The sequence below is a fragment of the Acinetobacter bereziniae genome, from assembly GCF_016576965.1.
GTDB lineage: Bacteria > Pseudomonadota > Gammaproteobacteria > Pseudomonadales > Moraxellaceae > Acinetobacter > Acinetobacter bereziniae.
The window spans coordinates 2,876,065-2,889,081 of the sequence record NZ_CP066119.1 but is presented as its reverse complement, the minus strand read 5'-3'; the positions used below and the strand labels follow the sequence as shown (position 1 = coordinate 2,889,081).

The 13,017-nt window shown below is 37.7% G+C and carries 12 protein-coding genes; 9 read left to right on the top strand and 3 right to left on the bottom strand.

Features of this window, described 5'->3' with window-relative positions; genetic code table 11:
• Positions 1-3: 3 nt before the first annotated feature.
• Positions 4-915, top strand: a complete 912-nt coding sequence (pstB, locus tag I9192_RS13640; RefSeq protein ID WP_004824538.1) for a phosphate ABC transporter ATP-binding protein PstB — start codon at positions 4-6, stop codon at positions 913-915.
• A gap of 358 nt (positions 916-1,273) precedes the next feature.
• Here the strand turns inward: pstB and I9192_RS13635 are convergent, their stop codons facing one another.
• On the bottom strand, positions 1,274-2,620 hold the full coding sequence (locus tag I9192_RS13635; RefSeq protein WP_010591372.1) for a dicarboxylate/amino acid:cation symporter: 1,347 nt from the start codon (positions 2,618-2,620) through the stop codon (positions 1,274-1,276).
• A 647-nt stretch (positions 2,621-3,267) separates the two neighbouring features.
• On the opposite strand from I9192_RS13635, the gene I9192_RS13630 reads away from it, so the two are divergent.
• The 4 genes from I9192_RS13630 (at position 3,268) to I9192_RS13615 (ending at position 7,077) form a co-directional block, all read left to right on the top strand.
• Complete coding sequence (locus I9192_RS13630; protein WP_058971775.1) at positions 3,268-4,014, top strand: IS5-like element ISAbe13 family transposase; 747 nt, start codon at positions 3,268-3,270, stop codon at positions 4,012-4,014.
• A 126-nt stretch (positions 4,015-4,140) separates the two neighbouring features.
• Positions 4,141-5,112, top strand: a complete 972-nt coding sequence (gene sohB / locus I9192_RS13625; RefSeq protein ID WP_257790589.1) for a protease SohB — start codon at positions 4,141-4,143, stop codon at positions 5,110-5,112.
• 228 nt (positions 5,113-5,340) lie between these two features.
• Complete coding sequence (locus I9192_RS13620) at positions 5,341-6,483, top strand: acyl-CoA dehydrogenase family protein (RefSeq protein WP_005032291.1); 1,143 nt, start codon at positions 5,341-5,343, stop codon at positions 6,481-6,483.
• Between the two features lie 288 nt (positions 6,484-6,771).
• Positions 6,772-7,077: a DUF1905 domain-containing protein gene (locus I9192_RS13615; protein ID WP_005032289.1), complete on the top strand. Its 306-nt coding sequence runs from the start codon at positions 6,772-6,774 to the stop codon at positions 7,075-7,077.
• An 88-nt stretch (positions 7,078-7,165) separates the two neighbouring features.
• On the opposite strand, the gene I9192_RS13610 is transcribed toward I9192_RS13615, so the two are convergent.
• Positions 7,166-7,684: a DJ-1/PfpI/YhbO family deglycase/protease gene (locus tag I9192_RS13610; protein ID WP_005032287.1), complete on the bottom strand. Its 519-nt coding sequence runs from the start codon at positions 7,682-7,684 to the stop codon at positions 7,166-7,168.
• Positions 7,685-7,936: 252 nt separating this feature from the next.
• Here I9192_RS13610 and pheA point away from each other — a divergent pair, with 252 nt between their 5' ends.
• The 4 genes from pheA to I9192_RS13590 all read left to right on the top strand — a co-directional run bounded on the left by pheA (position 7,937) and on the right by I9192_RS13590 (position 12,462).
• A complete protein-coding gene (pheA, locus tag I9192_RS13605; RefSeq protein ID WP_004824524.1) occupies positions 7,937-9,043 on the top strand; it encodes a prephenate dehydratase in 1,107 nt (368 codons plus the stop codon).
• A 32-nt stretch (positions 9,044-9,075) separates the two neighbouring features.
• A complete protein-coding gene (locus tag I9192_RS13600; protein WP_005032283.1) occupies positions 9,076-11,322 on the top strand; it encodes a bifunctional prephenate dehydrogenase/3-phosphoshikimate 1-carboxyvinyltransferase in 2,247 nt (748 codons plus the stop codon).
• Between the two features lie 134 nt (positions 11,323-11,456).
• Positions 11,457-11,837 carry a hypothetical protein gene (locus I9192_RS13595; RefSeq protein ID WP_005032280.1) on the top strand — a complete coding sequence of 127 codons (381 nt, stop codon included), beginning with the start codon at positions 11,457-11,459 and terminating at the stop codon, positions 11,835-11,837.
• Between the two features lie 40 nt (positions 11,838-11,877).
• Entirely contained in the window at positions 11,878-12,462 is a 585-nt protein-coding gene (locus I9192_RS13590; protein WP_005032279.1) for a GAD-like domain-containing protein, read from the top strand.
• Between the two features lie 77 nt (positions 12,463-12,539).
• On the opposite strand, the gene I9192_RS13585 is transcribed toward I9192_RS13590, so the two are convergent.
• Positions 12,540-12,983: a DUF2147 domain-containing protein gene (locus I9192_RS13585; RefSeq protein ID WP_005032276.1), complete on the bottom strand. Its 444-nt coding sequence runs from the start codon at positions 12,981-12,983 to the stop codon at positions 12,540-12,542.
• Positions 12,984-13,017 lie beyond the last annotated feature (34 nt).

The window sequence follows — 13,017 nt, the reverse complement described above, 5'->3', positions numbered from 1 at the left end:
TAGATGAATACTGTAGAAACTAAAAATTCCTTAAAACAGGATACAACCGTGAATTCTGAACAATCTCAATTTACATCCACTGAGCATCAACAAAAGCAAGCAAATACATCTTTTGTCTCTCAGTTTGAATCTTCAACACCGAAGAAAGAAAAAAATACGACAGTCAAACTTAGTGCTGAAGATGTACATGTTTACTATGGTGAATCAGAAGCGATTAAAGGTATTGATCTTCAAGTTTATGAAAATGAAGTGATTGCATTTATTGGTCCATCAGGTTGTGGTAAATCAACATTTTTACGTACTTTGAATCGTATGAATGATACGATTGATAGCTGTCGTGTGACGGGTAAAGTACGTTTAGATAACCAAGATATCTATGACCCAAATCTTGATGTGGTGCTGTTACGTGCTCAAGTCGGTATGGTTTTCCAAAAGCCAAATCCATTTCCGAAATCAATTTTTGATAATGTTGCTTATGGTCCAAAACTACACGGTTTGGCAAAAGATAAGTACGATTTAGAGGAAATTGTTGAAAACAGTTTGCGTAAAGCAGGTCTGTGGGATGAGGTTAAAGATCGACTAAGCCAACCGGGTACGGGTCTTTCTGGTGGTCAACAACAACGTTTGTGTATCGCACGTACCATAGCTGTAAGTCCTGAAGTGATTTTAATGGACGAGCCGTGCTCAGCTTTGGACCCAATTGCAACTGCAAAAGTTGAAGAGCTGATTTCTGAACTCTCTACTCAATACACCATTGCAATCGTGACCCACTCAATGCAACAGGCAGCGCGTGTATCTGATCGAACTGCATACTTCCACTTGGGTGATTTGATTGAAGTGAATTCCACAGAGAAAGTATTTACACAACCAGATCATCAATTGACTGAAGCTTATATTACAGGTCGTTTTGGTTAAGTTCAGCGAAGTATTAAAATGAAAGAGCCGAAAGGCTCTTTTTTATATTTAAAAAATATTGTTTTGATCCGCAGATGAATAATCAATACCTATTAAATAATGCTGTGAAATAGATCAATCCTGACTGTTTGAGTAAGGAAATAAATCAATCTAATTGGCATGAATGATCATCATTGAATGAAAAAGGAATATTTTTATTTAGTACACCGACTGATTTCAAAATCAGATGAGTATATTGGGGGGAGATGTATGATTTAAGCATCTGTATCGGTGCAGTTTAATCGAATCAATTGTGTGGTCATTAGATTTAGATCAATAAAAAAGAGCCTGATGGCTCTTTTTTATACTCAATTTTTAACTAGTCCATTGGGTCTTCACGATGTTGTTCTACTGCTTTTTCATCATAATGTGACTTTGGTGGGTGAGCGAATGCGGCAGCCAATTTATCTTTGTCTAATGCATTGTCCCAACGCGCTACAACGATTGTTGCGCAAGCATTACCGACTAAATTGGTTAGTGCGCGACACTCTGACATAAAGCGGTCAATACCAAGGATTAAAGCCATACCCGCAACAGGCACAGCAGGAACGACAGAAAGTGTTGCAGCCAAAGTAATAAAACCTGCGCCAGTTACACCAGCAGCACCTTTAGAGCTGAGCATTGCTACAAGTAACAAAAGAACTTGATCTTGAATGCTCAAATCAATATTACATGCCTGTGCGATAAATAGGGCAGCCATCGTCATATAGATATTGGTACCATCCAGATTGAATGAGTAACCTGTTGGAACTACGAGTCCCACCACAGATTTTTCACAACCAGCTTTTTCCATTTTACGCATTAACGATGGAAGTGCTGCTTCAGAAGAACTCGTTCCAAGCACCAGCCACAATTCATCTTTGATATAACGAATCAGGTCTGTAATTCTAAATCCATTATAGCGTGCAACAGCACCTAAAATAACCAGAATAAACAACAATGCAGTAATGTAGAAAGTCATGATTAAAAGTAAAAGATTACCAATACTTTCAATACCATATTTACCAATTGTAAATGCCATAGCACCGAATGCACCAATCGGAGCAAATTTCATCAGCATTCCCACCAAGTGAAATACTGGTGCTGTTAAGTTATTTAAAAAATCAACAATAGGCTGACCTTTTTCACCCACCGCAGCAAGAGACAAACCAAATAGTACAGCAACAAAAAGGACTTGCAGAATGTCACCACTGGTTAGCGGGCTAAGGATGGTGGTAGGAAGGATATTCATTAAGAAATCAACGATAGAAGCATCGTGTGCTTTCTCAGCGTATTCAGCCACTTTGTCTGATTTTAATGTTGTTGGATCAATATTTAAACCATGCCCAGGTTGAATAATATTGGCAACAATCATACCGACAATTAATGCCAGTGTAGAAAATGTTATGAAGTAAAGCATCGCTTTACCAGTAACACGACCTACTGTTCCCATATGTTTCATGCCTGAAATTCCTGTGACCACTGTCAGAAAAATTACCGGAGCAATAATCATTTTAACCAATTTGATGAAGGCATCACCTAAAGGTTTTAAACTCGCACCAATATCTGGCCAAAAGTGCCCTAAAAGGATACCAAGTACGATTGCAAAAATGACTTGAACATACAGGATTTGATAAAACTTTTGCTTTTTAGGTGGTAGGTGTTCATCGTGTGAAGAGATATCCATACTCATTCCTTATCCTTGATGTTGATAAAATTCAACATTTCCTAAAGAAATGATTATTAAAAAAACCATAAAATTAAAAAATGTGATTCTCGTTTTAACGTGTTGATTTTAAATAAATAAATTAAAATAACAAATATGTTATTTAGATAAAAAAATGTGATAAATATCAAATTATCAATAAATTAAATACCTAGTATTTTATTTTTGTATGATGTAGTTGGAAAAATCATGTCTATGTTTTTTTTGTGAATTTGTCCTACAAAGATTGGCATAAAGTTATATAAAAAGCATTGAAAGCTGTTTTGTATCATTGATGACTATATTTTTATGAATTAATCATCATTTATTTAGACGTAAAAACGATTAATAAAAAGTGGATTATTTTAAGTAAAAGTATCGTTAATCTTGGAGGTAGTTAATTTTTTATAAAAAAAATATATACGTTTTATAACTAAAATTTTGGATTGCTGATCTGCGTTAAACAAATTGGAAAACATCTATAATTTTTACACCTGTATTTTAAACCTGAATCGGTGTTAGCAAAACAATAAGTGGGACGTAAAGTGACTAGGGCGTGTTGACACTTTTAGATTAAAAAATAGCGAAGTAGTAAAATTAAATCGCCAAACCCAATTCTACTATTCGCTATGCCTCGTACCATGTTAACAGATCAACACTGGCAAAAGTTGAAAGCTATTTTGCGTAATTTATCCATTCATCTCAACTCAAATTTAAGAAATTTTATTGAAGCGATTCTTTATAGGATTAGAACTGGGTGTCCTTGGCGTGACATACCCACTTGCTTTGGACAACCGAACTCTATTTTTAAACGTTTTAATCGTTGGTCTAGCAGTGGTAAGTTACTCACTATATTTAAATTATTATCGCTGAATACAGATATGGAATGGCTGTTCATCGATGGTTCTCATATTCGCGCTCATCAACATTCAGCGGGTATCGCTGATCAGGCAATCTCTAAAAGTGCTGGAGGAAACTCCTCCAAAATACATTTAGTTGTAGATTCAAATGGGAATCCTATTGATTTCATTATTACTGATGGAACCACACATGATGTTAAGGTCGCACCTGATTTAATTTCAAAACTCAATTTAAATGAGGCAGAGATTGTATGTGCAGATAAAGGTTACGATTCAGAGCCATTAAGACAGCAGATTAGAGCAACTGGAACAAAAGCGAATATACCTAAAAAATCCAATAGCCAATCAAACAATGACCATATGGATTGGTATTTATATAAAATCAGGCACTTAGTAGAAAATATGTTTTGTAGGTTAAAGCAATTTAGAGGGATAGCCACTCGATACGACAAGTTAAAACGGAACTATGAAAGTTCTGTTGCATTAGCTTGTATATTTTTATGGCTCCCCTTGTAGGTTAAATTATGAACCCTAAATGTCAACAGACCCTAGAGATTTGTCGAATTTTTCAAAATATGTATTGAAATTTATTCAATCCGTCCGCATCTTAATGGAAAAGCATTTATCCAGATATTCGAGATTATAAATTCTATGTTATTTCATTTACCTAAAGTTCCCGCAGAAATTCGTATTAGTCATTTAAATGCACGAATTAATGAACAAAGAAAAAGAATTGCTCAATCAACTGCATCTAAACTTGAGCTTTTGCAGTTGACACAACAATTGGTCAAAGAAGCACGTGTACGTAAAAAGCATAATCAAAAAATCTATGTTTTAGATTTTAAAGGTGATGTTCAAGCTTCTGCTGTAGAGAATTTACGTGAAGAAATTACCTTGATTTTAGCAACAGCAAAAGCTGGGCGAGATCGAGTAATCGTGCGTTTAGAAAGCCCAGGTGGAATGGTGCATGGTTATGGCTTGGCAGCAGCACAATTGGTTCGTTTACGTGATGCTGGTTTTCACTTGACTATTTGTGTGGACAAAGTTGCTGCTAGTGGCGGTTATATGATGGCGTGTATTGCCAGTGAAATTGTTTCTGCGCCATTTGCTGTAGTGGGTTCGATTGGTGTGGTTGCGCAAGTGCCTAACTTTAATCGACTGTTAAAAGAGCACCATGTTGATTTTGAACTATATACCGCAGGGCAGTTTAAACGTACCGTGACAATGTTTGGTGAAAATACACCTGAAGGCAAAGCTAAATTTGAAGAAGAACTACAACAAACCCATCAATTATTTAAACATTTTGTTGAAAAATACCGTCCGCAATTGAATGTGGAAAAAGTAGCCACAGGCGAGCATTGGTATGGTGAAGATGCACGTGATTTGAACTTGGTCGATAAGTTACAGACTTCGGATGAATATTTACTGAGTTTGCTCCCACAACACGATGTTTATGTGATTCAAACACGTCGTAAACCGACATTGGGTGAGAAACTTGGTTTACAAGCAGCGCAAATGGCAGATGCCTTAATTCCATCCCTTGTTGGAAAATTATTCAATGAAGTGACTAAATTGAATTCTTCACTTCCTATGCTGAGAGACAATAAGTTCTGATTCGTTTGTTTTAATCTACACAAATGATCGAAATCTCGATATATCACCAAAGAGCAGTTGGTTTCAACCAATTGCTCTTTTTTTATAACAAAGTCTTATAAAGCAGCTTTATGGATTGGCAAAAGTGCCAAAAAAAAATGACCTCATGCGATCATGACAAGCTTAAAAAAAATGATTAGGATGCTATACATCATAAAATCAAAAACTCAGGTTGAAAGGAATATAAATATGTTGGCATATGATGCAGATTTAGAACTTTTTCGTGATAACTTCAAACGCTTTATGGCAGAACATGTTGCTCCATTTTATGAGCAATGGGAAAAAGAAGGCTTGATGCCACGATCAGTGTGGTCATTATTGGGTGAAAATGGCTATCTTTGTGTCGATGTTCCTGAGCAATATGGCGGTTATGGCGTACCAACGGAATACTCTTTGATGTTGGTTGAAGAGTCGGCGCGTGCAGGTTATGGTGCATTATCTACAGCAATCTCTTGTCACTCTGAAATCGCAGCGCCTTATATTTTGCATATTGCCAATGAAGAACAGAAGCAATACTGGTTACCTAAAATGGTCGCTGGTGAGGTCGTCGGTGCTATTGGGATGACTGAACCTGGTGCAGGTTCGGACTTACAGGGTATGCGCAGCAGTGCTATTTTGAATGGTGATCATTATCTATTGAATGGTTCAAAAACCTTCATTTCAAATGGTCAGCATGCAGATTTAGTCGTATTGGCAGCAAAAACAGATCCACAAGCTCGTGCCAAAGGTGTTTCATTGTTATTGGTCGATACTCACTTGGATGGTTTTAAAAAGGGAACCAATCTCGATAAAATTGGGTTGCACTCTCAAGATACTTCGGAATTATTCTTTGATAATGTGAAAGTTCCTGCCAACCAGTTATTGGGCAATGCTGGTCAAGGCTTTGCTTATTTGATGCAAGAACTTCCTCGTGAACGTACTGCAATTGCTGCAACAGCATTGGGTGCGATTCGTGGAGCAATTGATGTAACGACTCAATATGTGCAAGAGCGCCAAGCATTTGGTCAGAAAATTGGTAGTTTTCAAAATACTCGATTTGTTTTAGCACAAGCTAAAATTGACGAATTAGCAACTGCAGCATTTTATAATCAGAATTTAGCATTATATAAAGAAAATAAATTGGATGTTGAAACTGCGGCGGCGTTGAAAAGTTTCAGTACGGATATGCAAATGAAAATTATCGATAGTTTGCTGCAACTCTTTGGTGGTTATGGCTATATGACGGAATATCCAATTTCTCGTTTCTTTGTAGATGCCCGTATTCAACGTATTTATGGAGGAACAAATGAGATTATGAAAGAAATCGTCGCTCGTGGAATCATTGGTCGTTAATTTTTTTTAAGAAAAATGAATATCTAAACTGTTCATGCTTTTTAGGGAGCATGTGCAGTTTTTATTTTTATGATCAAGACTTGAAGTGGTTTAAATTAAACGATTAAAAATAAGAATTTTATAAAAGTAGTTCTGCCTCAAACAGTTACGGATGTGTTTCCGAGTATGATATTTTATCAAGAATTTTATATTGAATTTAGGATCAGGTAGTCATATTGATTGTTCTTAGAGGGGGGTAAAAGGAATACATATAATCATGAGGAAAGTTTAAATTTTAGAGAAAATTAAATGATTGACAATGAAAGACAATTTTCAGTTGAATCCACAGTTCAGCGCTATTCTGGTGCTGGTGGCTGGCACTATGTGATTGTTCCTAAAAAACAAGCCATGGAAATAAAAAACTATCTACTTCAAAGGCAAAGTTGGGGTCTTATATCTGTTACTGTGACAGTAGGACAAAGTGTATGGAAAACTTCAATATTTCCAGACAAGCAATCAGAAGGTTATTTGCTACCACTTAAAGCAGAAATTCGTAACAAAGAAAAAATCTACTTAGGCGACAGTATTTTATTCTCAATTGCTTTATCTGTTTAATCAATAACAAGAAATTATCAGGTTAAATTTGAATATAAGGTTTAAAATGTATCTTTGGTTTAATGCTGAACAGTGAATAAAAATTCAATTAAACGCTCAGTACATTTAAACATTCATCGATAAAAACGGGCAATTCATAGGTCGAACGTGAAGAAATATAAAGATTATTGTCGTTCACAACTTCACGATCAAAAATAACCGCGCCCGCATCTTTTAATTCTTTGATCAATTCATCAATCGAGGTCAAACGACGACCAATTGCAATCTGTGCGTCGATCAAGAGTTGAGGGCTGTAACAACACAGAAAAATCGGTTTTTGTGCATTGGCAAAACTGCGGAGAAAATCAATGAAACGCGGATCTTTCTTTAAATGATAAGGTGATTGCCCGCCTGGAATCATTAAGGCATCAAAATCTTTAACTGAAATATCATCAATCCCTAAATCTATACTGACGGAAGATTTACGTTGTTGGCTGTAGACAATGTTGCCTGCGGATTTTTCTATATTTCGAACAGAATGACTTGCGGCACGAAAAGCTTCTACGGGATGATGATATTCCGTATCTTCGAAATCATGGGTGATGAGAACAGCGATTTTTTTATTCATTTTCTTTGTCTCGAAATCCGCTTTTAATTTTAATCATAGTGGGCAATGATTAAAATTCCATAGCTACTTTGTAAGTAATGGATAGCGGAGTTTACTCATACATTGCTGATATTTTATTCAAAGTGGTGGCAATAACGGAATCATCGATAAAAGCGTTATTGCTCAACAAATTTAACTGAACTATTGTTATACTGTTTTGGGTCTAAAACTTAGACTTTTCGTAATTCTTGACTTTCAAAGGGCGATATAACAATGATCAACGATGATCAAAAAACGACTTCTCTAGATCTTGCTCAAATCCGTGAAGATATTGATTCTGTAGATCAACAAATTCAACAACTCATCAATCGCCGTGCAAAACTGGCGGAAGCAGTTGCTAAAGCAAAATTTGCATCAGAAGAGAATCCGTTGTTTTATCGTCCAGAACGTGAGGCACAAGTTTTACGTAAAGTTATGGAGCGTAATGAAGGACCCTTGTCAGATCAAACAATGGCTCGTTTATTCCGTGAAATTATGTCGGCATGCTTAGCACTTGAAGCACCACAAAGTATTGCATTCTTGGGTCCAGTCGGAACGTATACTCACTCAGCAGTCTTAAAACATTTTGGTCAAGATGCTGTGGTTCGCCCATTGCCAACAATAGATGAAGTATTCCGTGAAGTTGAAGCAGGAAGTGCGCACTATGGTTTAGTACCCGTTGAAAACTCATCAGAAGGGGTTGTTAACCATACATTAGATTGTTTTAAAGCATCACATTTGAATGTGATTGGTGAGGTTGAATTACGTATTCATCATCAATTCCTGATTTCATCAAATACACGTAAGGACAGCATTAAACAAATTTATGCGCATCAACAAACCTTAGCACAATGTCGCAAATGGCTTGATGCTCATTATCCGGGTGTGGAGCGTGTTGCTTTAAGTTCTAATGCAGAAGCTGCTCGTCGTATTCGTAATGAATGGCATTCGGCAGCAATTGCATCTGATGTCGCTGCAAGTATTTATGACTTGGAAATCTTGCACGGCAATATTGAAGACAATCCTGAAAATACCACACGTTTCTTGGTGATTGGGCGTGAGAAAGTTCCACAAAGCGGTAATGATAAAACGTCATTGTTAATTTCAGCACATGATCGTGCTGGTGCTTTGTTGGAAATTCTTGCACCATTTGCCAAGCACAATATTAGTCTGACCAGTATTGAAACCCGTCCAGCATTGCCTGAGAAATGGGCATATGTATTCTTCATCGACTTAGAGGGTCATGTGGAACAAGACAATGTTAAAGCTGCGATTGAGGATATACGCCCGTTAGTTAAAGAAGTACGAGTACTGGGTTCTTATCCAATCGCTGTACTTTAAAGTTGTTGTGAAGAGGGTAGTTTAAAATCGTCATGTCACAACCTTTATTTAAAAAAGTTGCTTTTATTGGACTTGGGCTGATTGGCTCAAGTTTGGCGCGTGTGATCGCAGCAGAACATCTTGCAGAAAATGTTGTTGCTGCAACACGTTCAAAAAAAACCTTAGCAGATGCTAAAGCTTTAGGGATTATTTCTGAAGGTTTTAGTGATCCAGTTGATGCAGTTCGAGATGCAGATTTAATTGTTTTGGCTTTGCCTGTTCGTGCAACGCAAAAAATTCTCGAAACAATAAAACCTTATCTATCTGAAAATGCGATTATTACCGATGTAGGCAGTACCAAAGGCAATGTGGTCGAAGCTGCACATGCTGTATATGGTCAGAATATTCCGGTCGGTTTTGTACCCGGACATCCTATTGCTGGTGCTGAACATACGGGTGTTCATGCAGGTAAGGTGGATTTATTTGCCAATCACAAAGTGATTTTAACGCCATTACCGAGTAGTGCGGAATGGGCTGTTGAAAAGCTGATTCAACTTTGGCAGGCAGCTAAAGCTGAAGTGATTTGTATGGATGTTGAAAAGCATGATGAGGTTTTGGCACATACCAGTCATTTACCGCATTTGATGGCATTTAATCTGGTTGAACAGCTTGCAAACCGTGAAGATAATTTAGATATTTTCCGCTATGCAGCCGGTGGATTTCGAGATTTCTCACGTATTGCAGCCAGTGATCCACAAATGTGGCATGACATTTTTTTTGCCAATAAAAAAGCCATACTCAAAGCTGTAGATGGATTTGAAGCGCAACTCGCAACTTTGCGTCAACTGATTGAAGATGAAAATTCACAAGCCTTGATGGGATTGCTTGGTCATGCACAAGCGGCACGCCAACATTTCAATCATATGCTCGCCAATAAACCTTTGATGGAGAAAAATAAGGTGACACAACAATTTACCATTTTGCCGGGTGAGAAGACATTTAAGGGTAAATTTACCATACCAGGTGACAAGTCAGTGTCTCATCGTTCCATCATGTTTGGAGCGATTGCTGAAGGAACTACACATGTGACGGGCTTTCTCGAAGGTGAAGATGCTTTAGCAACACTTCAAGCGTTCCGTGATATGGGGGTAAGTATTGAAGGTCCGAAAAATGGTGAAGTGACCATTCATGGTGTGGGAATCAATGGCTTAAAAGCGCCTAAAACAGCGTTGTATATGGGGAACTCGGGCACCTCAATGCGTTTGCTCTCAGGAATGTTGTCTGCACAACAATTTGACTCTGTTATGACGGGTGATGCTTCTTTGTCTAAACGTCCAATGGAGCGTATAGCCAAGCCTTTGCGTGAAATGGGCGCACAGATTCAAACTACGGGCGAACGTGGTACACCGCCTGTTTCTATTACGGGTGCTCAAGCATTGAAAGGAATTCATTACGATTTACCTATGGCTTCTGCACAGGTGAAATCAGGGATTCTGTTGGCGGGTTTATGGGCTGAAGGTGAAACATCTGTTACTGAACCAGAACCAACACGTGACCATACAGAACGTATGTTGCGTGCATTTGGTTATGAAGTAAAAACAGAAGGAAATCGTATTTCACTGCAAGGTGGTGGAAAGTTGGTAGGTACTGAGATTCAAGTTCCTTCAGATATTTCTTCTGCTGCCTTTTTTATGGTGGGTGCTGCGATTACAGAGGGTTCAGATGTTACGCTTGAAGCCGTTGGGATTAACCCAACACGTACAGGTGTGATTGAAATTCTTAAACAAATGGGTGCAGACCTCACTGTTGAAAATGAACGCATCGCTGGCGGTGAGCCGATTGCGGATATTCGTATTCGTGGTACGCGTACGTTGAAAGGTATTCATATGCCTGAAGATCAAGTGCCATTGGCGATTGATGAATTTCCATCTTTGTTTATTGCTGCTGCATGTGCTGAAGGGCAAACTGTTCTGACAGGTGCAGCTGAATTAAGAGTCAAAGAATCTGACCGTATTCAAGTGATGGCTGATGGTTTAAAGACTTTAGGTATAGATTGTACGCCTACAGATGATGGCATCATCATCGAAGGAAAAGGTAAGTCAGGAGACTGGTCCGCGATTTTCACTGGTGGTGAAATTGAATCACATCATGATCATCGTATTGCAATGAGTTTCTCGATGGCTGGTTTACGTAATTCTGGCGAGATTAAAATTATGGGAACTGAAACAGTTGCCACTAGTTTTCCTACATTCACTCAGCTTTCGAATCAGGCTGGACTTGAGATTCAAGTTTCTGAATAAAACGGAATCGTGTCTCCATAATACTTGTCTAATATTTGTATAATTAATTGAAAACAGCCAAGCAAAAGCTTGGCTGTTTTGTTTATATTGCTTATTCTAAAACCATACAACTATAAAGCCTTTTGGATGAAGCAATGAGAACATTACAATTTACTGCAAACTGCGAAAATCATGTTAAAAGCAATGGTTATGGTCAAAATGCATGCCATGTTACTCAGGCGTATGTAACGGATTTATTGTTAAAACAACTTTCTCAATATGGTTTTAAGGCGGAAACGACATCTTCTCATGAAGATTTGGCAGTGAGTGTGGAAAATCATCCGATAGGTTTAGGGGTGAATTGTCGTTTAAATGATCAAGGCTTGTTGACCTGTGAGATTTCTGCACATGCTGATGAAGAGCAGGTATGGTTTAGAAAAATTGCCACTCAAAGCATGATTAAGCAATTGGCAAATGCTGTGGAAAATTCTTTAAAACAAGATAATGCCTTTAGTGGTTTTGAGTGGAAAGGCTAAGCTTGAGCCTTGGTTAAGCAATTTAGGTTTGAGAATAACAATGCAATTACAATTATTTATTGATAAGTTTCCTGTAGATCAGGTGGGCAATACAGTCAACATTGAAATTATTAAAAAATATCAATCTTATTTACCAGAAGCGTTGTTAGAGCTCTGGCGTGAGCATGGTTTTGGTTTCTATGGGAATGGTCTAATTCAGATCATTGATCCTGAACGTTATCAGGACGTATTGTGGTCATGGTTAATGAAAGATGAACCTGATATGACGCGGTTGCCTATTGCAATATCTGCTTTTGGAATAGTGTTCTACTATCGGCGTCTAAGCGATGCAGGCGATGAAGATATTTCATTTATGGATCCACACAATTCTGATATTGGAGTAACGGTTTGGTCATTGAATGACTTTTTTAATGAATGGTTGTGTGATGATGAAATCATAGAGCAGTTTTTAGAAAAATCAGCACTGAGCCAAGCACAAGAAAAATATGGAAAATTAGCGCATGATCAAATGTATTGTTATCTGCCTGCACTTCGATTAGGTGGTCGTGCCAGTGATTTGAATTTGGATAAGGGGGTTGCTCCCACCCATTTGGATTTTTTATATCAACTTGCTTTAGACAATTAAGTCTAAGTGTTCAGCGTTATTATTGGGGTGAAATAAAAAAGACAGCTTATATAAGCTGTCTTAATGAAAAGGTTAAATTACTCTACACGTAACCAAGTTTGGCTACGACCTACGACTGAAATACCTAAATAACCACGAAGAAATAGTTTTTTACCATTCGGGCTGATCTTGCCTTTTAGGCGGTAGATTTTTCCAGAAACAGGATCAATGATTTTTCCATCGGTGTAATTCACATGATCATCTGTTTTTAAGCCAGAGATTACTTGTAAACCAATGATCGGTTTATTGGTATAAGGGGCAGGGCAATTGGTACAAAATTCTTTAGGTGTATAGCCTGGACGTGGTGTTGCTTTTAAAGCTGTTCCTGCATAAGTTCCATTACTTTGTTTTTCGATTTTAACCAAACCTTTGGCTTCGCCTGTTTTGTCGTCAATATAACGCCAAGTCCCTGTGATATCCTCTGCAAAAGCTGAAGATGTAAAAAGCACCATAGACATTGCCCCAAATAAAACTTTCTTCATTTCCCTTATCCTTTATTTGAATATTTTAGTTCAA